This is a genomic window from Haloarcula nitratireducens (assembly GCF_019599505.1).
This window is the reverse complement of the sequence record NZ_RKLT01000016.1, coordinates 47897-69902: the sequence shown is the minus strand read 5'-3', so window position 1 is coordinate 69902 and position 22006 is coordinate 47897. Positions and strand designations below refer to the sequence as shown.

At 56.6% G+C, this 22006-nt stretch carries 18 protein-coding genes and 1 rRNA gene; 9 read left to right on the top strand and 10 right to left on the bottom strand.

Going from position 1 to position 22006, the window contains the following annotated elements:
• The 3 genes from EGH23_RS20500 to EGH23_RS26545 all read right to left on the bottom strand — a co-directional run.
• Positions 1-201, bottom strand: a 16S ribosomal RNA gene (locus EGH23_RS20500); the annotation flags it as partial.
• Positions 202-571: 370 nt separating this feature from the next.
• A complete protein-coding gene (locus EGH23_RS20495) occupies positions 572-1648 on the bottom strand; it encodes a class I SAM-dependent methyltransferase (RefSeq protein ID WP_220581849.1) in 1077 nt (358 codons plus the stop codon).
• 12 nt (positions 1649-1660) lie between these two features.
• Positions 1661-1834 carry a DUF1059 domain-containing protein gene (locus tag EGH23_RS26545; protein ID WP_220581848.1) on the bottom strand — a complete coding sequence of 58 codons (174 nt, stop codon included), beginning with the start codon at positions 1832-1834 and terminating at the stop codon, positions 1661-1663.
• A gap of 231 nt (positions 1835-2065) precedes the next feature.
• Between EGH23_RS26545 and EGH23_RS20485 the strand changes: the two genes are divergently transcribed.
• Positions 2066-3022, top strand: a complete 957-nt coding sequence (locus EGH23_RS20485; protein ID WP_220581847.1) for a winged helix-turn-helix domain-containing protein — start codon at positions 2066-2068, stop codon at positions 3020-3022.
• Between the two features lie 584 nt (positions 3023-3606).
• Here the strand turns inward: EGH23_RS20485 and EGH23_RS20480 are convergent.
• On the bottom strand, positions 3607-4896 hold the full coding sequence (locus EGH23_RS20480) for an orc1/cdc6 family replication initiation protein (protein ID WP_220581852.1): 1290 nt from the start codon (positions 4894-4896) through the stop codon (positions 3607-3609).
• Positions 4897-6469: 1573 nt separating this feature from the next.
• Between EGH23_RS20480 and EGH23_RS20475 the strand changes: the two genes are divergently transcribed.
• Together EGH23_RS20475 and EGH23_RS20470 are read left to right on the top strand one after the other, a co-directional pair.
• Entirely contained in the window at positions 6470-7021 is a 552-nt protein-coding gene (locus tag EGH23_RS20475) for a MaoC family dehydratase (protein WP_220581846.1), read from the top strand.
• A 125-nt stretch (positions 7022-7146) separates the two neighbouring features.
• Positions 7147-7515, top strand: a complete 369-nt coding sequence (locus EGH23_RS20470) for a DUF5802 family protein (RefSeq protein WP_220581845.1) — start codon at positions 7147-7149, stop codon at positions 7513-7515.
• 397 nt (positions 7516-7912) lie between these two features.
• On the opposite strand, the gene EGH23_RS20465 is transcribed toward EGH23_RS20470, so the two are convergent.
• From EGH23_RS20465 to EGH23_RS20455, 3 genes are all read right to left on the bottom strand, one after another.
• Positions 7913-8341, bottom strand: a complete 429-nt coding sequence (locus tag EGH23_RS20465; RefSeq protein ID WP_220581844.1) for a toxin-antitoxin system TumE family protein — start codon at positions 8339-8341, stop codon at positions 7913-7915.
• Positions 8334-8900 (bottom strand): DUF7342 family protein, encoded by a 567-nt coding sequence (locus EGH23_RS20460; RefSeq protein ID WP_220581843.1) that lies wholly within the window; start codon positions 8898-8900, stop codon positions 8334-8336. Before EGH23_RS20460 ends, EGH23_RS20465 begins: the two co-directional genes overlap by 8 nt.
• A gap of 152 nt (positions 8901-9052) precedes the next feature.
• Positions 9053-11140, bottom strand: a complete 2088-nt coding sequence (locus EGH23_RS20455) for a PAS domain S-box protein (RefSeq protein ID WP_220581842.1) — start codon at positions 11138-11140, stop codon at positions 9053-9055.
• A 364-nt stretch (positions 11141-11504) separates the two neighbouring features.
• Between EGH23_RS20455 and EGH23_RS20450 the strand changes: the two genes are divergently transcribed.
• Together EGH23_RS20450 and EGH23_RS20445 are read left to right on the top strand one after the other, a co-directional pair.
• The gene (locus tag EGH23_RS20450; RefSeq protein ID WP_220581841.1) at positions 11505-13184 is read left to right on the top strand and encodes an outer membrane protein assembly factor BamB family protein; all 1680 of its coding nucleotides are present in this window, start codon (positions 11505-11507) and stop codon (positions 13182-13184) included.
• Positions 13185-14552: 1368 nt separating this feature from the next.
• Positions 14553-14918, top strand: a complete 366-nt coding sequence (locus tag EGH23_RS20445) for a hypothetical protein (protein ID WP_220581840.1) — start codon at positions 14553-14555, stop codon at positions 14916-14918.
• Between the two features lie 916 nt (positions 14919-15834).
• On the opposite strand, the gene EGH23_RS20440 is transcribed toward EGH23_RS20445, so the two are convergent.
• From EGH23_RS20440 to EGH23_RS20430, 3 genes are all read right to left on the bottom strand, one after another.
• Positions 15835-16779 (bottom strand): hypothetical protein, encoded by a 945-nt coding sequence (locus EGH23_RS20440; RefSeq protein ID WP_220581839.1) that lies wholly within the window; start codon positions 16777-16779, stop codon positions 15835-15837.
• 116 nt (positions 16780-16895) lie between these two features.
• The gene (locus tag EGH23_RS20435; protein WP_220581838.1) at positions 16896-17660 is read right to left on the bottom strand and encodes a CPBP family intramembrane glutamic endopeptidase; all 765 of its coding nucleotides are present in this window, start codon (positions 17658-17660) and stop codon (positions 16896-16898) included.
• 259 nt (positions 17661-17919) lie between these two features.
• Entirely contained in the window at positions 17920-18651 is a 732-nt protein-coding gene (locus tag EGH23_RS20430; RefSeq protein ID WP_236044981.1) for a CPBP family intramembrane glutamic endopeptidase, read from the bottom strand.
• Positions 18652-18976: 325 nt separating this feature from the next.
• Between EGH23_RS20430 and EGH23_RS20425 the strand changes: the two genes are divergently transcribed.
• The 4 genes from EGH23_RS20425 (at position 18977) to EGH23_RS20410 (ending at position 21974) form a co-directional block, all read left to right on the top strand.
• The gene (locus tag EGH23_RS20425; RefSeq protein WP_236044980.1) at positions 18977-19318 is read left to right on the top strand and encodes an ArsR/SmtB family transcription factor; all 342 of its coding nucleotides are present in this window, start codon (positions 18977-18979) and stop codon (positions 19316-19318) included.
• A gap of 1 nt (position 19319) precedes the next feature.
• On the top strand, positions 19320-19649 hold the full coding sequence (locus EGH23_RS20420; RefSeq protein WP_220581835.1) for a hypothetical protein: 330 nt from the start codon (positions 19320-19322) through the stop codon (positions 19647-19649).
• Positions 19649-19942 carry a DUF7521 family protein gene (locus EGH23_RS20415; RefSeq protein WP_220581834.1) on the top strand — a complete coding sequence of 98 codons (294 nt, stop codon included), beginning with the start codon at positions 19649-19651 and terminating at the stop codon, positions 19940-19942. The genes EGH23_RS20420 and EGH23_RS20415 overlap by 1 nt, the downstream gene beginning before the upstream one ends.
• Positions 19943-20681: 739 nt before the next feature.
• On the top strand, positions 20682-21974 hold the full coding sequence (locus EGH23_RS20410; protein WP_220581833.1) for an RNA-guided endonuclease InsQ/TnpB family protein: 1293 nt from the start codon (positions 20682-20684) through the stop codon (positions 21972-21974).
• The last annotated feature ends 32 nt before the right edge of the window (positions 21975-22006 follow it).

Sequence of the window (22006 nt, the reverse complement as noted above, 5' to 3'; positions counted from 1 at the left end):
AGCGCCGGAACGTTTCCAGCTCTCGGCACTCCAGCGTGAGAGCTGTATCCGCTATTGGCCTCAGTTTCCCGAGGTTATCGCGGTCTGTAGGGTAGTTTGGCCACGTGTTACTGAGCTATATGCCACGAGTCTGAACTCGTGCGACTAGCATGGCTAAATCGGACTCCGATAGCAATGGCCTCCGGCAGGATCAACCGGAATGTGCTGATATACATCAGCGGCGGAAATGGTTGCACTCCGTCGGAAGCGTAACCCATCGACTCCTACGTCGATGGTGACTACTGTATGGGTCCGTGGGCTCACATCAAATCTCATCTTGACGGCGGACCGCAGGGGTGAGATCCTCATGTTGTCGAGTCGCCGCGCGTCGCGGCGAGTCGTGTCACCCCGGGCGACCCGGGGCGACCTTCGCATCACATCCGATGGGAGGGGAGTATATAAATGGCCGGTCTCGAAGCCGCCCTGTGCTATCCACACATGGGACATGAGCGGGGCGTTCTCGGTGGAGAACTGTTCGCTGTCTGAAGCTAATTGATGGCTGATTGATAGTTCCAATAACGGGTAGTCCGGACTACGGCTTCGCTTCGAAGACGAGACTGGTCGGCGTCTCGGCCGCTCGGCGGAAGCGCGTGAATCCACCTTCAGTTACAACGTCTTGCGTCTGGTCCTCGCCCGCTTGGGCGCCGAGTCCGTACCCGACATCCTGACTGAGCGAATTTGGCGTACAGGCCAGCGTCGAAATCGAATATCCAAGACGGCCAAACGGGGTGAGGTTATTTTCGACCCGGTCATCAGCATACGGTTCGACGATCATCCACGATCCATCCTCCCCGATCGTCTCCCGGACGTGGGCTGCCACGCCGACAGGATCACCCATGTCGTGGTAGCAGTTGAACATCGTCACGAGGTCGTAGTCGGTCCCGGAGTACTCCCTGGCGGTCGCCACTTCGAAGGTGACGCGGTCGGCCACGCCTGCGGTTTCCGCCCGCTCACGTGCCACTGCAATTGAGTCTTCGTGGTAGTCGATACCGACGACCGTCGAGTTGGGGTATGCTTCGGCCATGCGGATCGTCGGCGCTCCGTGACCACACCCCACGTCAACGATCTTACCGCCTGCTTTCAGCCTGGAATCGATACCATCCAGCGCTGCGATCCAGTCAAGGAGGAACGCCCCGTAGGACGGTCCGAAGAAGCGTTCCGTACCGTGGAACACGTCGTCGTCATGTTCGTGCCAACCGATTCCTTCGCCCGTTTGGAAGGCCTCTTTGAGTTGTGGGCCGATTTTGGCCACTGACCCGACCAGCTGGAACGCCCCCGGCATGAATACGGGACTTTCCTCGTTGGCCAGGATGTGTGCCTGCTCCGGGGTCAGGTAGTAACGGTCGGTCTCGGGGTCGTAGGTCACGTACCCGCCGGCGGCCTGTGAACGCAGCCATTCACGGACGTAGCGCTCAGCGGTGTCGGTCTCATCGGCGAGCTCAACGGAGGTTAGCGGCCCCGCATCATCGAGTGCCGCGTACAGCCCGAGTTCGTCGCCGATGACGGCCAGTGCCGCGTGAACCGTCGCACCGAGATCGACGAGCGACGTCTCCACGAGTTCGCTCAGTTTCTCTTCATTTATCGGATCCGCGTGGGTATCAGTTGCCATTGTTTCGTTGCCTCACACGATTTTCAGGTGTTTACTGCGGAGTTCTTCGTCCGTGTAGTCCTGGCCGTGGACGTTTCGCATGTGTCGCTTGGCCAGCTCGATTGCCTCTGCTTCGTCTTCGGATTGAATGATGAATCGGCAATTGGCTGCTGCCGCTTCGCAATCGAGTTTGTGTGCTTGTGCCACGAGTGTCGACCTCCAGCTTCACTATCCACTGCTATGGAGATAAACATAATTAGAACGATATTTCTATAGGAAAGTCAATCGAACCGAATTTCTATACGCGAGCTGATGCATGATACCGGGGTTGATATCTCGCTCGAAGAGGCCCGTCTCGTCGCCACTCGGCAAGTATTTTGGCCGTGAGGTGTGGTACCATGGGAGAAGGGTCATTACCTGCGTACCCCTCTTTCTAGTATGAACCCCCCACCACCGAGGAAAACGGAACTGTCGGGCCCAGCTACCGGAAACGAGGCCTTCCAGCTTCTCTCCGATGAGACCCGGCTCGCGATATTACAGGCGCTCTGGGAAGCCGACGATCCAGTAGACGAAACGCCGATTCGGTTCGCCGACCTCCGCGAGCGTGTCGGCGTCGACGATCCGGGTCGCCTCAATTATCACTTGAATCAGCTTGCGGACAACTTCGTCCGGCGGACAGAAGAGGGCTACGAGCTGATGGATTCTGGCAAACGAATCGTCAGGATGCTACTTTCCGGCACGGCGATTGATGACCCAGAAATCGAGCCCGTGGCAGTGGACATCTCGTGTTGGTACTGTGGGGGCCAACCCGAGTGGAGCTATCGGGAGGGGTGGCGCTATTTGGAATGTACCAACTGCGAAGCGAGATGCGTCGAATCGTTCCCACCTGGGGTAATCAGCAAGTCCGAATTCCCGCCGTCGGGATTGCGGGATCGGACACCGAACGAGATCAATGAGGCGGATCGAATCTGGGGCGCTCATCGACGAGCGTTGGTGATGGACGGCGTTTGCCCCGAGTGTGCAGGCGAAATGCCCGTTACCTCGGTCTCAGTCTGTGATGATCATCAGCCGGATTGGGAGGAGTACCAGTTCTGTGAGAATTGCGGGTCGATCTTCTGGATGCTCGTCTCCCACGTCTGTGAGAGGTGTAAGTATCAGTGGCGTATGCCAACGTTATTTTACCCGTCACGACACCCGGCGGTAGTCGCGTTCTTCTACGACCATGGGATCGAGTTCGACCTCGCTACGTACGAACAACGAGCCCAGCTCCTCGACTTCGAGGAGGAACTTCTCTCAGAGGACCCCCTTCGTATCCGTATCTCAGTTCCATTAGAGGACGATCGGCTCTGGCTCACGTACGACGAACGGATGGAGCCAGTAGACGTGACTCGTTGAGATATATTGGGACCCCCTCTCCCCCCCCGCAATCGATGTGTAAAACTCCGAGAGGGGATGGGGGGTCTACAGAGAAGACTGCCTGAATTCTCCGAGAGACCGATATATGCCATGGAGAACTGCTCACTCACCCGAATTAGATTTCCATAAGCAATGTGTATGTTCTAGGAAAGTTTTATTTGCCAAGCCTAGGAACGATAACCGCACTAGGCCTATATGGGAGTGTTAGAAGGAATACTATTCCGACTAACCGACCGTCAGTGTCGTTCCGTAGTAGAACTCTCAATTGCTTTCTTCGTGCTATACTGTGGCTCTATAGAGATTCTTCCACTGCTTCAATCGTGGACTGGTAGTGAGGCAACGCTTCTGCTGCCACGAGTTACACATCGATGACGGGGGGAGGGGGTTCGTGAATATCGTCGCTGAAGTAGTCTTGTCTCATTCGTCTCCTACCATCACTCTCCTAAAACGAGATCGAGTACATCATTGCTGACACAGTCTTTCGCTCTCACAACCCCACGGCGGCGGTCGAGTTTACACATCGAACACGGGGGGTAGGAGTGGAGATGGAGGTCGCGGTGAGTCTATTGCTCGTGGAACTGCTGGAGCTGGGAGTTGATCACAGTCCGAAGGAGTTCCTCTTGTTCGGCAATCGCTTCCAAGCGCGTATCGTCGATGATCCGGGTCATCATCGCCGCCGGATCACCAGTGAATGTAAACTCCATATACATCCCACCGCCGCGACCGCGACTCTTCCGTGCCGTCGAGACCAGCCCATAGGTGGAGAGTTCCTTCACGTACTTGACGTAGGTTTCCCGCGTCATCTGGTCAGCATCGAGTTCGTCGGTCACCCACTGATATACTGTGAACCCGACCGGACTCGGCACAGAACTCCGGGGTCGATTCGAGTAATTCGCGACGGCAGCCGTGGCATACAGTGAAATCTTCTTTTGGGTCGTCAGCCCCTCGACGAGCTTCAACGAGCGGTCTTTATCAATTTCTTCTTGGGACTCGCGGACGTGATTCTCGCGAACTTCCCCGTCACCACGTTCGTCGGCGAGGTCACCAGCTCCCCGGAATAGATCGATTGCTTTCCGCGCATCCCCGTGACTTTGCGCGGCGAACGCAGCAACAAGCGGGATGACATCATCATCTAATGCATCCTTCCGGAATGCGTCCCGCCGATTGCCAAGGATTTCGCGCAACTGAGTGGCATCATAATCCGGGAAATAGACGTCGCGAGGATTGAATGAACTCTCCGCACGCCCATCGATATCCTCCATGAACTTCGGGTCGTTCGTCAACGCGGCGACCGACACGCGGCCTTCGATCTCGTCCGTGTTACTCGCGCGCGATAACTGATACAGGAGTTTCGAATAGGCGGGTTCGTCATTAGCCCGGCGACCAACGAGCAGGTCGATTTCGTCGAGAATGAAAATGACCGAATCGTAATGTCGGTTGATGAGATTGTACAGGCGTCGATACTTGCGTTTCGTCGAAACGCCTGTCTCGGGAACGCCGATGTCTGCACCAACGTCCATCGCGACAGTCTGGATGAGTTCGTAGACTGCCTGGTCGAGGGTATTAATCGGCTGGCAGTTGATATCGATCACGCCAAATCGTTCGCCTTTCGACTGACAGAGCTCGATGATCTGTTGTGTGACCGCGCCGATGATCAGCGATTTCCCGGTTCCGGCGGGACCATATAGCAGCATATTCGGCGGCCGATTCCCTTGGAGCGTTGGCTTCAGAAACGACACGACGGATTCGAGCTGGTCGTCGCGGCCGACAATGCGCTCCTCATCGATAATCGTGTCTGGCTCGACGAGATCTCGATTGACGAAGACTGATGCTTCGCCTTCATCATCGAGCATCTCTCGAATCGACCGCTGTGTACTGTCCGCCGTCGGTTCCTCATCTCGATTACTATTCCCATCCTGTTCCGAGAGTACGCTGCCGGCATCCTCGGGTGTGGGCTCAGATTGCTCACTATCGGGAGGAGACCGAGCGTTTTCATCAGGGGGAGTGTAATCCGTTCCCTCTGGATTGTTATCGGCCATACACGTACTGCATACTGGAGCATTAAAAATATTCACCTCCATCGATGTTTAGACACGCGATTCGATGGAGCTACCGCTTGTATTGTCGCGATTTAGTGTCTTGGATAGTGGACCGGCAGCGAAGTATATTCTTTCAGACCCTTAAATCGAAGTGTAACCGAATTTATCCCCAGCAGCCTATCGTATGCCGGTAATGTACTCCTCAGCAGTATGTAACCGCCCCCCGTCATCGAAGTGTAAGCCGTGCGTCTGACACCCCGCTATCGATGTGTATTTTAATCTAGCCAGACCCCCCGTCATCGAAGTGTAAACCCGACGCTCTGGTATTGTTATCGGCGTCTATCCGAATTTGCACTTCGAACACGGGGGGTGAGTTGCTACTTGGTGCTGCGTAGCGACGCATGTGATGTGCCGGTGTTGTCCACCAGAGGTGGTAGCTGAGTGATATCATCCCCCGCCTAAATAGCGAGAGTTCCTCCTCGCAGAAAGATGGGGCAGTGAAGGGGTGGTAGGGTGGACGCACAGTATGTATCGAGTAGCACAGCGAGTTCGGGAGTCGATAGAGGCCGCGTGGCTGGAAAATAGTGCTCTAGTTGAGTTAGTTTAGGACATTAGCCTACTCGCTCTAATTGAGTTGGATACCGCCGCAATCGGATCGTTGCGCGTAATCGCGTCGGTATCAAGTTCGGCGGCAGCTATTGTGGCGTCGTCGACGAGTTCTTCGAAAAATCCGGATAGCAAGTGTCTGCTTTCGTTCCTGATTTCATCTCGCACATGAGGTGTCTGTCTCGCCGCCTTCATTAGTTCAGTATCATATATCTGTCTGACAAGAGTATGAACAATTTCATTTCGCACACGGGGGGTGTTTGCTGACCGGGTGTCCGATTCATCTCGCACACGGGGGGCGTTCGCTAACTGGGTGTACAATTCATTTCGCATACGGGGGGTTGGAGCGGGAACGGGTTCCGAATTCATCTCGCACACGGGGGGCGTTCGCTAACTGGGTGTACAATTCATTTCGCATACGGGGGGTTGGAGCGGGAACGGGTTCCGAATTCATTTCGCACACGGGGTGTTCGTGGGCCAGAGATGCAGTTCATCTCGCACATGGGGGGTTGTCTTCGCTACTGCCAGAATCAACACTGCCGCGGTGAGATCCGCTTGGGTGATGGTCCCGATATCATGTTTGACGCTTGCGTGGCGTCGTCAACGGTCCTGACGCTGTCGGCGCTACTCAACTGCCGAACGGTCAATCGATCTGGATGAGACTGAGTCGCCGGTTGGTACCCTGTTCCTAACAAAACCTATCTGTGTTAATTGGTAACGCATGGCGTCAAATACAACCGAGAATCCATTCCTTGCGACGTGGGTCGACACGTCTGCACACATGTTCAGCAGCGTTGTCACGGCTCATCGGGTGGCCGCTGCGACGATGGGCGTCCAGCTAACCGACACCGACGAGGCCACTCGGGAGGCAGTCGATCGGATTGGCGCCGGTGAGACACTCTCAGAATGGGCTGTCGAACGGAGCGAGCATGATCCAACGCGACTCGAGGTCGGCGACTCTGTCGAGTTCACGAAGACAATTGCGGCGACCGACGTTCGACAGTTCGCCGCTGCCAGCGGTGATACGAATCCGCTTCATCTTGACGAGGCGTTCGCTGAACAAACGCGCTTTCAGGAACGCATCGGCCACGGCACACTTGCCGGTGGCCTCATCAGCGCGGCACTCGCGCGGCTTCCTGGGCTGACGATCTATCTCTCACAGGATTTGGAGTTTCACAACCCGGTTGGTATCGGTGAGCGACTTACCGCTGAATGTGAGATCGTCGAGGAGTTAGCTGATCACCAATATCGCCTTTCGACGTCCGTTGTCGACGACAGCGACGTGTTGATCGACGGCGAGGCGGTCGTTTTGGTTGACGATCACTTAGAGTGATGGCGACGTCGTTTCGGACGATTCACGGCACTCAGCCTGCGCTGCCCGTCGATAGAACAGAGTTTGTCAAGTAATTCTGTTTGCTTCCCAACGACGTTATTGCTACCCAGTACGTATGTTATTATATGACACTGGAAGAGTTCTCAGCCGGCTATTATGTTGGTCGGTTCTATGTCGAACCGTCTGACCGTGAGCACGCCGTCATTGCCCGCGACCAGCACGAGGCGGCGAACGAGCAAGTATACGCCACCGGCAAGGATATTGATCGGCTTGATCACCCACTCGTCATGAAGGTCGACGAAACTCACCTCCCAGTTTTTGCGGCCGACGATGTCCCGATAGACACGCTTGGCCTTCCGGACAGTGCACTTGAATCGACTCGAGTGGCTCAGCCGCCGACATTGAAAGACGTGCTCGTCGCCAAAGCCGCACGAGCTGCCCAACTGTTGCAATGGGCGACGCCATATACTATTCGAGAACCTAATCTCGCGTGACGAGACAACGCTCAGTTCGGTCGGAGCCAAGCACATGACCGACCGTGGCCTCAGTGTTCAGTGGTTCTCAACAACTCTGATAAACGCACGGCGATCGCTGAGAGTGACTCGTCGTTGCTAACCAACACTGTAGCGGGTTCTCGTTGGTTAGCCACTTACTGTCATTGAGCAGCGTCGACAATGGGTCGTCCAAGGCACCGATTGCCACTCCCTTTGGCGGGGGACATCTTCTGCGGTGCCGTTGCGGGTCCTTGAGCATCCCGCGGGGGCGCCCGAGTGCCGGATGGGTGACAGCCCGGCGCGGCGCCGCCGCGCCCGGAACACAGCGAACGGAGTGAGCGTCCTCGTTCCGGCGAGGGAGGGCGGCCTCAAGGGTTCCTGCGGGTCAGGTGAGACTTCACTTCCAAAACGACTGGATGCGGTCACTCAGTTCCGACAATACGCGCGATAGCACCTCTCGCCAATCACTTCCAAACGACATATCGGTCCCAGGCGTTGTCGCATTCGGCGGTGGATGAAAATGTTCCCGGGTATTGTGGCTATTCGGATGCCGATCCCAGCGACACTCCCATGATTCCCGATCACGGTACTGTTCCGCGTAGTGAATATTGAAATCATCCGTCGTATACCAGCGAATCCGAAGTGACGCCTGTTCGATGGCAGCTGGGAAATAGCCGCCATCAAACACCGCTTCGACCGCATTTGGAGCATACTCGGGTCGGTAATTGACTGCCGAAAAACGAGTACTCCCGCGAAGACGCCGCTCAATCCGCTCGAGAATATCACTGTCGATCCCGCCGGCGCCACTTGGCGTTCCTTCAGCCATCAGCTTTGCTCACACGCCCACCTGACGGATCGTTTCGACGTGCCGCATCCAGTAACGCAGCACGCTCCTCAAGTGTTTGCCACGTCGAGACTGCCTCCCAGACATCTTCGACTGCCTCGTCGTGGCTTGCCGCAACTAACGACACGTTGTCTGGCGTCTCCGCATCGAACCGTTGTCGATACTCCTTCGCCGCCGCAAGTGTCTCTGTGAGCTCTTCGACGATCTCACTCTGCGAATATTGCTGGCGGATGTGTTCTACTCGCCGCCACTGCAGATACGACTCATTTCGCTTGTAGCGAACTGGTCGGCCCGGCAGTTCCTGGACCATGCCCATCGTCGTAAACCACTCGAGATACTCACGGGCCGTTTCTGTATCACAATCTGCTCGCGCAGCGATCTCCGAGACCTTCGTTGGCTCCCGCAACTGCAGAACGACATCGAGCAGTCGCTCTCTGATCGGTCCACCCGTCAGCAGCTCCTCGGGTGATTCCCATGCCTCGAAATCCGGCGGCTCTTCATCTTCGCCGGGCATCTCGGCAGGTGTCTCTGTAAAGTCCATGCCTGGGCTCCTCCTGTCCCCACCAATGGTACTCACGGATATATATCTACCGCGCACAGAATTATTTCAGCACTCCCTCGCTGGTGGCTCCGCCAATCCGTATGGGACGCTTTTGCGAGAGTAGGCTCAGCGCCTTCAGGCGCGGGCGGATGTCACTTCTGGGCGGGGTCATCGAATGCCACATCCGTGAACTCGAACTGTGCGCCGCCGGCTGCACTTTCGGTCACCGTACAGTCCCAGCCATACACTCCGGCCAGTTCTTGAATGAACGCAAGCCCCATTCCCGTTCCCCCTTGGTCGGCCGCAGTTGTAAATCCAGCCTCGAATACTGCCTCTCTATCGGCAGCTGGAATCCCGGCGCCGTCGTCAGCCACGTAGAATCCCGTCGGGAGACGACCAACACTGACAGTAACAGTCGAGCTGCCGTGTGTGATCGCGTTCTCGAACAGATTCCGGAAGAAGTGCCGAATGTATGTCTCGTCGGCCTGAATCGTCTCGTCGATTGTCACTTCGAGTGTCGCATCGGGAGCGTCTACTGTTGCCCACGACGCCTCTGCTACCGCCGCAAGGTCGACACGGCTTCGCTCGCCGACCGCCTCTTCGTTTCGGGCGACCACCAGCATCACGTCGATCATCTCCTCGATGCGGTGAAACGCCTCCGTGATATGCTCTAGTGCCTCTCCATCGGCGTCGGCTGGCAATTGTTGTGAGTAAATCTGCCCGATCGTGACTGGGTTCCGGAGTTCGTGGGCGAGCATACTGGCGAACCCCTCGAGGCGTTCGTTTTGTTCTTCGAGTTGCTGTTCGTACTCCTTTTGTTCGGTAATGTCGTGCCCACTCGGCACGATGGCAACGACGTCCTCATCGTCACGGACCGGCTCAAGCATTGCGTCGATCACGGCGATATCACCGTCCGCTGATTGATGGGGAATTTCAGCCCGGACGTACTCACCGTTTGCTGCCCGAGCGATTCCGTCCTGCAATTCCGCTTGTACCTCCTCGGAATGGGTGAACCACGGTGTCTCCCAGAACTGCTCGCCGCGGACCGTCTTTTCATCGATATCCGCGAAGTCGAGTGCAGTCTGGTTGATCCGTCGGACCGTCCCATCGGGGTCGAGCAGGCCCATGAACGAGCTCGGATTGTTGAACGCCGCCTCGAATTGCCGCTCGGTTCGCTTCAGTTCGCGTTCCCGTTCTTTCTGGTCGGTGATGTCACGCCCAATGCCTGCCAGCATACGGTTCCCGTCAGGGTCGTCGAGCGTGGATGCCACGAATTCGTAGGGGATCCGGTCGCCGTCCTTCGTCACCAGGTCGACCTCGACCTGTGTATACCCCGTTTCGAATCCCTCGCGGATGCCATCCGTTATCGTGTCGTGGGCGGCGTCAGCGAAGAACTCTAGGGTGTGCATCGACTCGATCTCGTCGGTCGAGTAGCCGGTCACCTCACAGAGGCTCTGATTCCACCGCTGGAGTTCTCCCGACTCGTCGAGGATATAGAAGATGTCGTCGATGGCGTCCACGACAGCATCCGTGTACTCTTGATGTTGCCAGAGTTGTTGTTCGCGCTCCTTGTGCTCGGTGATGTCGATGATGATCCCCTCGAGTGTGTCGACCTCGCCTGTGGCAGTGTAGACACCGCGGACGCGTTCTCTGACCCATCGCACATCGCCGCTGGCGGTTTCGATGCGGTAGGTGACGACGCACTGCTCTTGGTTGTCTAGGGAGGTCTGGATATCCGTCCAGAGGGCCGTCCGATCGGCGTCAACGACGATATCGTCGCCGTACGAGACCTCGCCGCGCTCCAAGGCGTGGGGTTCGTAGCCGGTGAGTTCGTAGCACCCATCGCTGACAAACTCCATGGGCCAGCCACGCTCGTTTCGGCAGCGGTACACCATTCCCGGAAGCGTGCCCAACAGCGTCGACAGCGGCTGTTCATGTTTCGTGTCATCGGTGCTGGCAGGCATGGCTTCGGGACCGTCACCAAGCGACGCGTCGGTATCGGCAGCTGGAACGTCAGCGCGATCGTGGTCAGCCGGTCGCCACCAGACACGCCCCCGTGCGCCGACTTTCTTGGTCTGGAGGTCGCCGCGCTCTGCCAGTTCGTCGAGTTTCTTGTAGGCGGTGCGGCGAGCACACCCGAGTTCCGCCGATAGTTCTCTCGCTGTCACCGGTTCATGGGCCGACCCCATGCTCTCGTAGGCGTCGATGACAGCTGTGAGTGGAATTCGGTCGGAACACATTGCAGATTCAGTTTTTCTGAGCAATCATAAGTATACCGTTGAGGGAACGCTTATCGACTCGTTGATAGTGCGTATCGCGAGTGTCTCAGTCGGCCGAGACGGCTTTGTTGTGCCGTGCTGGTGAGCGTCGCTCTCTCGGTCCATGTGCCTCCAAAGTGGTTTACTCGGGGCATGGTCTGTGACTGTGGAACCCCACGACTTCAGTCGTGGGAGGATGTCTGAGTTGTAATCGTGGTCACAGAGTCCGAGATCTCGATGAGGACCTTCCTTTGGCTCCGATAGCAAGGCCGCTACGGTAGAATCCCGAGACAGATAGCTGACAAATGCATAAATTCATTACTATCTTGATGAATATCTGATATCGATGGAGAAGGCAAGTCGTAGACGGATTCTACAACTAGGCGGTGGAGTTGGAGTACTGGCACTGTTGGGGATTGTCGGGAATGGGTATCTCAAGGGCTCACCAGCGGACACGTCCGAACCGGAACTGGCGTCACCTACGTCACCAGCGGATTCGACGCCAACACCAGCGCCACTCTCGCTATCGTGGCCCCAGGAACGATTTGACGCAGCGAACACGGGATTCGACGCCTCGCTGTCGATTTCCGGACTCACGCTCAGTCCCGAGTGGTCGTTCTATTCGACAGAGCATGCCGATTCTGGCGGCCCTGTACAACGCGTTGTGACGACCGAGTCTCGTATCTTCACAACGTCACCGAACGTGAACGAGCTCTTTGCAATTAACCCGAGCGACGGGTCGGTAGCGTGGCGCAAGCCGATTGAGCATACCCGTGGCTCGCCAACGCTTGTAGACGATCGGGTTGTCATCGGTGCAAGTCGTATTCATGCGTTCGATACGGCGAGTGGCGACGTCACATGGACAGCGAGTCCGGCGTTCGGAACGCGATCAACACTGACAGAGAGCGGCGGGATGCTCTATGGTGGCAGTAGCGGCGAGACGAAAGCCGATGGTGGCCGCGTCTATGCGCTTGATGGTGCTACTGGGACAGTGCAGTGGGTCCACCGCACCGACGCTCGTGTCCTTTCGACACCGGCAGTCGCTGCTGGGGTCGTATTTGCAGCGACGAGAACTGGTTCGCTCCTCGCGCTTGCGACCGATTCAGGGGACGTTCTGTGGGAGCGGTCCCTCTCTGGAGGTGGGCAGGGATTGTATTCTGTGATGGTCCGTGACAAGACCGTCCTTGTGGCAAGCGATGAGTATCGAACGACGGTCAACGGTGAGACACAACATACGCCCGGCTTCGTCGCGGCATTTCGAACCAGTGACGGGGACCAGCGCTGGCGTGTCGAGATTAGCGACGGGGCTATGGCAGGTCTTCAAGCCCAACCTGCTGTGACGTCTACCTCGCTCATATTTCCGATAATGACTCGCGCAGGGTATGCCGTCCGCGCGCTGGATCTGGCGACCGGTGAACGGCACTGGCAGCGTGACATCGAATCAGCCACGTTCGGGGTCGTGTTTGGTGAGAGCTATCTCTACAACACGAACAATCAGCTGCATGGGCTCGATATCCAGACCGGCGCCAAGCAGTGGCAGGCGACTGTTCCAGGAATCGAGGCCAGTGCGACGCTGGCAACCTGTGGTGAGCTGCTTCTGGTAATGGACCCGGAGGATGGCATCCATGCATTCACTATGGATACCACGTCGGTACCGACACCCGCTGCAACCAGCACACCGACGCCAATGCCGACAGCGACCGCAGCTCCACCATCGACACCTGATCCTCGAATGCCGTCTGTCACGTTCGCGTATTCGTACGACCACTCAAACCAGCAGCTCACAATTCAGCATGCTGGCGGCGATGCGATTCGAGATTCAGTCACGGACTCTCTCATCGTTGAGCGGGTGTCTGCTAACACACTCACGTTCTGGGCGTCTGACCGCTTTGCCGCCCATGCATCGTTCCCGATTACGGTAGGCGACAGACTGACGATTGCAGTACAACCAGAGGAAACGATCCGAATTGCGTGGAATAGTGAAGAGTTGAAAGAGTGGCCGCTCGACGAGTATCAAGTGAGCTAGCGCGTTCGAAAGTCGATAGAGGCGGTGTAGCTGGAAAATAGTATTTTGGTTAGGTTCGTTCTGGCTACGTTAGCCTGGCCTCTCTACAGATAAGCAAGGCGAGTGCCTCGGGGCTTGTCCCCGAGGTACTTCACTTGACTTCGGTACTACCGCGGTCCGATCGTTGCGAGCGATTGCGTCGGTATCCCATTCAGCCGTCTGTGCGATTGGCAAACGCTTGGTAGCACTCACTGTGCGGTTGATATATACTAACACGAGACTATGACAATCGTAGAAACTTATTAATAACATGAAACTATGAATATGTAAGCTGAATAGGACATACAACGTGGGTATTCAGAAAGCTCTCTCAAATCACCGAACGAAGCTGTTTATCCGTATTACTTTCGCGTTACTGCTAGTCATTTGTTTGTCGGTTGTTGCTTCAGCATATTTCGATCGCCACGAATCCGTGACTGGACCGACCGCGAGTACAGCAGTTGGTGAGACAATCGCTGGAGAGCGTACCGGCACAACGATTGTTACTACGCAGGGCTCCATTCCATCCGTTGAGTTGCCGCGTAGTGCAATTACAGAACCAAATGGGGCGATCTATGCAATCGATTCATCGGGAACACTAGCGTATAAAAATGAGACGTATCATGCATATTTCGATGTAGATCCAGTGCCGAATACGACGGCAAGCGTTCTCTATGTTGCTCACGAATACATCCCGAAGAACGACTGCGACACGGGACATCCTTGCTATGTCAGACATATAGAGCGAGCCAATCTCACCACGGGTGAGGTTCGGAGTATCTACACCAGTACAACGTCAGGGCCAGCCAACGGTAATGCTGGTCGCTGGCACGATGTTGACCGATACGATGCGGACAGTATTCTCGTCGCGGACATCGAGACGGATAGTGTCACAATCATCAACACGACTTCCGGAATCGTCGAATGGCAATGGCGAGCCACCGATGCATTCCCGCCGACAAGCGGTGGGACGTATAACCCAGGACTGGACGCATATTAACGACGTAGAGGTCTTGGATGACGGGCGGATCATGGCTGACCTTCGCAATCAGGATGTAGTGATTTTTCTCGATCCTGAAACCGGGCTCCAACGCAACTGGACGCTTGGGGGCAGACGACAAGCATGAGATTCTGAGTGGACAGCACAATCCCGATTATATTCCTGACTCTCACGGTGGCTCTGCAGTGGTTGTCGCCGATTCACGGAACAATCGTATTGTTGAATACCAGCGAGTAAATGGGGGCTGGAATCGATCGTGGGTCTGGCAGGACAGCCAGATGAACTGGCCACGAGACGCTGATCGGCTTCCTGGTGGGAGCACCTTAATCACGGACTCCGGTTCGAATCGCGTGTTCGAGATCAACCAGGCTGGGGACATCACCTGGCGCATTACCGCCGACAATCCCTACGAGGCAGAACGACTAGACACGGGGGATGAAAGCCACGGTGGAGAGAGTGCGACTCGCCTTGGCTTAGCATCTCGAACTATTGCTGAACAGACCACCGGGATGAGTATCGAGAGCGTGATCGAGTCAGTAATCCCCGATCTGGTCATTAACGCTATCGTATTCGTCAAGCCAGTCTGGATGGGATTCTACCATGTTGGTGCCTCCCTCGTGATAGTGGGTGTTGTGATACTTTGGCCAGCGCTCGAATTTTACTGGTCAACGTACAAGTTCAAAATACGAACCCCACTCGTGCTCGGACGCAGATGACCCGTGACTATGGACGTAGCGATGGGAGTAGACCGCGAACATGGATGGTTACACTATGACGTCCCGACACGCGGTTCCGTTCCATCCCGGTACTGCAGTAGCGCTTGCTCCTTCGATTTGGCTTCGAGCATCACGTCCGCGTCGGCGCGAAGCCAGACATCCTCGGCATGTGCTTGTGGACGGGCATCCTGCCCATACAGGCATGCGGGCTCGGAGTAGTTCCGCGCAACGGCCTGTGCTCAGGAACCGCTCTCACCAGTGAGCGTTGTCAGGGCTCTCAACAAACTGGAAGACCTCGGAAAAATAGAGCGTGTTGGCGATCGTTACCGGATTCTTGGTGTCGCCAAGACGATTCAGCATCCCGATGAGAGTGAGTCGTAGCTGGCCAGCCGTTGCGAGGCAGTAGAGTGCGGTTTTCGTTCCGTAGCTATCCATAGATGATTCTTATCGTTCTATATGACTGTATTTCTGCTATATTCGCGTTCTATACGTCCGCTGGCTTGAACTCTCTGGCCGTTCTTGCAAAAGAGGGAACGAGCAGGTAAGCGAGTGGTACTGCTTGAATTTGGGGTATAACTAACCAGTGCATAGCACTCTATAGTGGCTGTGGGAGTAATGCCCCACACCTCGAGCGTCATCCACAGCTCATGGATGCTCAACTGAGAATCCTGCCGGATGATCTGTTCATCCAGGATCTCTCAACCCATTCTCGTTATCACTGCTGTTCAATTAATTAGTAACGGCCGCAACATCACTCAATCGATCTATCTGGTTGGTAAACTCTGGATCAGCGTCGCTCCAGGGCAGTTGAGTAGTCGCAGCGTTGCACACAGACTAGAATCTGAACCGCTATCAATGCTCACGACAAGCTCAGAGGTTGGTTCCGACAAAAGCGTAATTAGCAGATATTGGCTTACTATGAGGGAGTATTGATATATCGACTGTATCGATAGTAGCCCTCGTCGTACCAGAGCAGTCGGCCGTTCATGACCTGCGAGTCGGTTTCGTCCACGCCGAGCAGCTCTAATACGGTTTTGAACCCGGTGGAAAGCGGCGCAGTCTCCGCGTACTGCCCCTTCGCGATTGCTTCTTCGAGGATCCGCTGTGCATTTTGCGGGATATTTTCCGGCGCAAGTTCGGCGTCGATACGCGATTCAAACACCACCTCTCTGAACGTCTCTCGCGAGTCGGCAACCGGGATCGCCAGCGCCGTGTATGCTGGTTCGGTAATTACCTCACGAGTGACGTGGACGCGGTACGCCCACGTTCCCGAGTCGGTCATGGTGACGACACGGCCGTTCAGATCGCCGGAACCGAGGCGACTCTGTTGCTCGGCGGGTCGCCGAAGCACGTACGCATCCCCATGCAGAAGGTCTGCGGAGCTGGTCGTCCCGTCCGTTTGTGTGTAGCTGTGGAGAATCTTGAGCACACGTGCCGTCGGCCGTTGCAGCGAGTCGACCAGAATCGCGTTGTCAGGGACATCGTCTTTGTCGACAGGGCTGACTTGGACAACTGTTCGCTTGACGTCTCTCCGTCCAGTGACGATATTTTCTGTTTGGTAGTACGTGTCTTCATGTTCGACGTACGCGTCGTCCGGGAGTGGTTTGTAGCCATATGTCGTGTGCCGGCCGGTGGGCAGAATCTCGTCGAGTGCAATTGTTGCGGGTTGGCCAAACAAGTCGTCGTTGTCTGGCTTGTAGAGGGCATGCTCAACCGGTGAGACGTCGATGGAATCGATATTGAGTGTGTATTCGGGCTGACCGTCTTCGGAGCCGAATACGGATGCCGAGCAGCCGGCGAGTGTTCCGAGTGTCGCCGTCCCGGCTAGGTGGAGGGCTCGTCTGCGGGAGAGGGGACGCATTACACTGGTTGTCTGTTCCCGACGGCAAGTGCTTTGCCGTCAGTCAAAGCGTTTCAGGTGCCGACCAGGCCTACTGCACGCATTAATTAGTCCTCAGTCGTGGACGTGGTCTCCTGCTAACGGAGTACCGGTCGAGCAATCGTCGGTGCAACGTACAGTTGGTCTCGGACGCTGTGGTACCACCATCCCACGAGAGCGAGTCCGATGGCAACCCCCACTCCGCGGACGATGACCGCCTCAATGGGAAGGACGATCGACTCTTGGATGGTCGTTGCTGCTGTCATCTCAAGAAGACTCGCCTGTTGTGGATTCGTTCCGGCAAGGACTCCGGCGAAGTTCACTCCGAAGTGAATGCCGATCGGGACGGAGAGATCGCCACTGAGGACGTATCCGGCGCCAAGCAACACGGAGAAAATGCCGGTCATCAGTCCGAACGTGGTTCCCTTTCCAGCGGCGTGTGTCAGATAAAAGAACCCTGATGAAATGAGGATGCCGACACCCGCTGCCACTGGTCGGGGAATCGATGGAAGTCCATCAAGCCCCTCCGTGACGTTCGTAATTATATATCCCCGGACGAAGAGTTCCTCTGGCACGACGAACAGTAATTGGAAGAGGGCCCCGCCACCTGCCACGGCGACCCACATGAGTGGGCTCAGCGTCAGTTCCATGCCGCTGAGCTCGTAGTAGCCAACGTACAGACCAACGACGACGGCAAAGAGTGCAATGGCGGCTCCGAGTATCGTGCCACCGAGGAGCCTGCGCCACCACCCGTGGTCGATATCGAGCCCCAGGTCGGTGAGGTGACGTCGATCGACGAAACGAGCAGCGATAAGGACGGCTAGACCTAGACCGAGTGCGTTCGGTACTTGCCGCGACAGCATATTGACTACCTCAACGATTGGACCGGTCCCTGTCAGCACCGTTGGCCGGTACTGATTGCCGGCTCCAGCTAATAGCAGAAATAGCAAGAGTGCGGTACTGAAGCGGATGGGAGCGCGGGGACGGCGTTCGTCCCTGTTCCAGAACAGCCACGGCAGCCGACGCAGGTACTGACTCAATCCAGCAGTCTCTGTCGAGCTGGCAGGGTCACGCATATGCACTACTCCTTCAGAGACTGACATGATATCTACCCATAAAATATTACTTTCGGAGCGGTGTCCAGTGGATCACGCGGTCATCGATTCGAAGTGGTCCATCTCGCCAGCGAACATACAGCAATATGAATACGCCACCGAGGACGGCAAAGAAGACGAATACCAACCCCTCTTCGCCGATCCAGCGTGCGGGGCCAGCTAGTTCGACGACCAGCAGTTCGGGAGTCTGCTGTGAGTGCCCTAGGCCGAATACGACACTCTGTGTGAAATTGTAGAAGATATGGAATCCGATGGAGAGTGCGAGATTACCGGTCAGGACGTAGGCACCGCTGAGAACGAGACCGGCGATGAGGTAGTAGCCATACTGACTGGGATGGGATATTTTCCCGCCGTGAAGAAACGCGAAAACCACCGTGCTGAGACAGACTGCAAGCCCGACGGCAGCCCATTGGGGAAGGAACCCATCAGCCCCCTCAGCGACGTTCTTGAGCATTGCGCCACGAATCGTCACCTCTTCCCACGCTGCAGCACCCGCAATATAGCAGAACACCAGCCCAACCGCGGGCACGAAGGGGAGCGCACCCGACCCCTGTGTGAGTCCAGTAATTGTCGCCCATCCGGCACCGACTGCTGCTACTAGGGCACCAGCATTGACGATGGTCGCTATCAGGCCGCCGGCAACGAAGGACTGCCACCACTCGCGATCGAACGAGAGCCCGAACTCGCTGAGCGGTCGCCGATCCAGCAGTCGTGAGCTGCCAACGACTGCGCCGACCAATATGACACTCAATGTGATAATTTCGAGTGTCTCCCGAAGCGGGTGCGCAAACCGGGCTCGAATCACGGGTTGGCTAGCCGCAAGCGCACCGAACGTAACTACTATCGGGAGGCTCGCACGGAGTGGTGCGCGAAGGCGGCGTTCGTCGTGCTTCCAGACCGGCCAAACAAATCGTTTCCATGCTGTCCGAACGACAGGGTGATTCGATAATGGATCGTATGACACACTCGAACTGACGACCGAGAGAGTAGTAGCTCCCCGGGGGCGGCTGCTGACCCAGAAGTCGTGACGGGGGGTTTACATTTCGGCGCTCGCTGGAGTGGATATGGTCGAGGATGACGAGGCCGTGTTGTCGCTACTCGATGACGAGTACGCCCGGGCTATCCTCGCCCAACTCACGACCGAACCAATGTCAGTCGACGAACTCTGTACGGCCTGCGAGATGTCTGATTCGACTGCCTACCGCCGTCTCGAGCGACTGGAAGCGGCAGAGCTAGTGACGACGAAACAGGAACTCGACCCTGACGGGCACCATTACAAATGCTACGCTGCCACCGTCGAGGATGTCACTGTCACCTTCAGGGATGGCACATACGAGGTGGCAGTTACTCGTTCGGCGACGGATCCTGCCGATCGGTTTACCGATCTTTTCGAGGGGTTGTCCTGAGATGGTACTGATACTGCTACAGATACGTGCGACCGGGAGTGAACCTGCGATCGCGCTCGCCGTACTTGCAGTGTCGGTCCTCGCTATCGTGCTCTCGCTGACGATTGCCCTCGTTCTCATCCGTGGCTACCGTCAAGGGCCCGGCCATCGAGGGATGCTCTGGCTTGCGGTCGGACTGCTCTTGTTAACGACGATTCCAGAACTGCTCCGGATTGGCCTGCCGACTGCGACTGGTATCGATACGCTCGGCCGCTCGCTTCTCGTCAGCGGGTGTGAACTGCTCGGGTTAGGAATAATCCTCTGGGCAATCTACCGCGGGGGAACCTACTGATGGCTCTCGGCCTGCTACTGCTAGATCTGTTCAGTATTGCCCTCATCTCGCGTGGACTCACAGCTATCGTCGGTTTCTTCGTCGCCTCACTGGCGTATCGGGGGTATCGACGTAATGACTCGGCCAAAATGCGCGCACTGGCGGTCGGTATCGCGCTATTGACGACCGGCGTGTTCGTAGCAGTTGGTCTCGCTGACGTCGCCGGTGCTGGAACTGGGCTTATCCTCTTTGTTCGCGGGCTCGTCACCGTGGCGGGGCTTGGAGTGGTGTTGTACGCGCTCGTGGTTGATTGATTCTCTTTTTTTTTGCGTTGGATTGGGACTTCGCCACAGACGGAAATATCTCGCCGCTACTCCGCCACCACCGCGTATCCCAGGGCACGAGTGACTCACCACTGCTAACCAACACTACCGTGGGCTCTCGTTGGTTAGCTACTTGTCGCCGTCGAGTATCGTCGATAACTGGTCGTCTGATTCGCCTACTGCTACTCCCTCTCCGCCGGGGACTTCTTCGGGGGTTGCGGTGTCGTAAGCATCCCGCGGGGCCGCCCGAGTGCCGGATGGGTGAACGCCCGGCACGGCTTCGCCGCGCCCGGAACACAGTGAGCGGAGCGAACGTCCTCGTTCCAGCGAAGGAGGGCGGCCCCAAGGGTTCCTCCGAACATGACTAAACGAGATCGAACAGCGCATCGCCCTGGCACTTGTGATGTCGCTGCAGCGGCCCGACTCCGAACACTACGGGTCGTGTTGCTACCTGAGTACCAGTGCTATTCGACAAACAAATAGGGCGATTCGCCCCACAAGAACAAGTGTTACCGTAGACCGGCAAATATCCCACCGTAGCGGTGCGGTTCGGGAAGCCCCGTTGTTCACGACGGGGAGGAGGTCACAGCGGTAACAGCGCGGAAGCCCACGAGTTTACTCGTGGGAGGAAGCGCGTAATCTCCGTGCGATAATCCATCGATTCCGGCATTGCTGATTCCCCCAGTGCAGTCAAAAATATTAATAAAGAATAGCTATTACTGTGATGTACATGGTGTGGGAAGTAGCTCGGACAGTACGGGTTCGACTCGACGTGCCCGATGACCGCAAGAGTGACCTCCACGCCACTAACACCAGGTTCCAGTACTGCGCGAACCGCACCGCAGACTGGGCGTGGCGCTACCCTGAGGAAGACTGCGTAACCAGTAAAAACAAAGCTGAAAACGCAATCTACGACGACCTTCGGAAGGAAACAGACGACCTACACGCGAACCTCGTGCAAAAAGCTATCAAACGCGCCACAGACGACATCGACAACTGTGTGGACAGGCTTGCTGACGGAGAAAACACCAGCAAGCCGGAGTACGACACGTTCAGCATCGTCTACGACAAACGGGCGGCCACCTACTACCGTGACAAAGTAAGCCTCGCCACGGTCAACGGCAGGGTCGACTGCGACTACGACCTGCCCGACGACCCCGAAGGAACACCACACGGCGAGTACTTGCTGAACGAGGACTACTCCTTCGCAACCAGTACCGTCCACTACGACAGCGAAAGCGACGAGTTCTACCTGCACGCGACGATGGAACGGGAACTCGACGCGAGCAGTCCTGAGAAAGCCGAGGATTCGAACGTCCTTGGCGTGGACTGCAATGTTGACGACCACATCGCCGTCACCAGCACAGGCCAGTTCATCGGCAACGCTGACTACCTCAATCATCAGCGGCGCGAATTTGAAAAGCGGCGTGCCAGCCTGCAACAGACAGGCACGCGAAGTGCCCACCTGACCTACCAGCGCATCGGTGACAGGTTTGGACGGTGGAGTGACGACTATCTGCACCGATGCTCCAAGGAGATTGTCGCAGAAGCCCAACGCCACGGCTGTACACACATCGCATTCGAGGACTTGGCACAGATCCGGGCGCGTATCAGCGACGGCAAGAAGTTCCAGCAATGGGCGTTCCGGGAACTGCAAGAGCAAACAGTGAACAAAGCAGAACTGGCTGGTATCGTGGTTGAGACAGTCGAACCGTCCTACACGAGTCAGCAGTGCTCGAAGTGTGGGTGTACGCTCGACGAAAACCGCGAGGGGCAACAGTTCGCCTGCCTTGACTGTTCGTACACGGCCAATGCCGACTACAATGCGGCGAAGAATATTGCTCGGAAACTCGCTTTGAAACTCCAGCGAGGGCAGAAGTCCCCCGCTGGAGGGGCGTTCTGTCAGTACGCCCTCAAGTCGGGGATCATGACCGTGAGCGCTACTGAAGTGGCGTCCGACACACCCGTGTCGGTAGAACGGGAGTCCACCGACAAGCCCACGACTTCAGTCGTGGGTAGCTGACATTAAACAGGGAGTAAATGAACGGCGTGCTC

Bases quoted from the DNA above. Each gene is read 5' to 3' on its own strand.
- EGH23_RS20425 (WP_236044980.1), top strand. From the start codon at position 18,977: ATGGTCGAGGATGACGAGGCCGTGTTGTCGCTACTCGATGACGAGTAC.
- EGH23_RS20415 (WP_220581834.1), top strand. From the start codon at position 19,649: ATGGCTCTCGGCCTGCTACTGCTAGATCTGTTCAGTATTGCCCTCATC.
- EGH23_RS20455 (WP_220581842.1), bottom strand. From the start codon at position 11,140: ATGTGTTCCGACCGAATTCCACTCACAGCTGTCATCGACGCCTACGAG.
- EGH23_RS20480 (WP_220581852.1), bottom strand. From the start codon at position 4,896: ATGCTCGATGATGAAGGCGAAGCATCAGTCTTCGTCAATCGAGATCTC.
- EGH23_RS20470 (WP_220581845.1), top strand. From the start codon at position 7,147: ATGACACTGGAAGAGTTCTCAGCCGGCTATTATGTTGGTCGGTTCTAT.
- EGH23_RS20410 (WP_220581833.1), top strand. From the start codon at position 20,682: ATGGTGTGGGAAGTAGCTCGGACAGTACGGGTTCGACTCGACGTGCCC.
- EGH23_RS20495 (WP_220581849.1), bottom strand. From the start codon at position 1,648: ATGGCAACTGATACCCACGCGGATCCGATAAATGAAGAGAAACTGAGC.
- EGH23_RS20435 (WP_220581838.1), bottom strand. From the start codon at position 17,660: ATGCTGTCGCGGCAAGTACCGAACGCACTCGGTCTAGGTCTAGCCGTC.
- EGH23_RS20460 (WP_220581843.1), bottom strand. From the start codon at position 8,900: ATGGACTTTACAGAGACACCTGCCGAGATGCCCGGCGAAGATGAAGAG.
- EGH23_RS20475 (WP_220581846.1), top strand. From the start codon at position 6,470: ATGTTCAGCAGCGTTGTCACGGCTCATCGGGTGGCCGCTGCGACGATG.
- EGH23_RS20440 (WP_220581839.1), bottom strand. From the start codon at position 16,779: ATGCGTCCCCTCTCCCGCAGACGAGCCCTCCACCTAGCCGGGACGGCG.
- EGH23_RS20420 (WP_220581835.1), top strand. From the start codon at position 19,320: ATGGTACTGATACTGCTACAGATACGTGCGACCGGGAGTGAACCTGCG.
- EGH23_RS20465 (WP_220581844.1), bottom strand. From the start codon at position 8,341: ATGGCTGAAGGAACGCCAAGTGGCGCCGGCGGGATCGACAGTGATATT.
- EGH23_RS20485 (WP_220581847.1), top strand. From the start codon at position 2,066: ATGAACCCCCCACCACCGAGGAAAACGGAACTGTCGGGCCCAGCTACC.
- EGH23_RS20450 (WP_220581841.1), top strand. From the start codon at position 11,505: ATGGAGAAGGCAAGTCGTAGACGGATTCTACAACTAGGCGGTGGAGTT.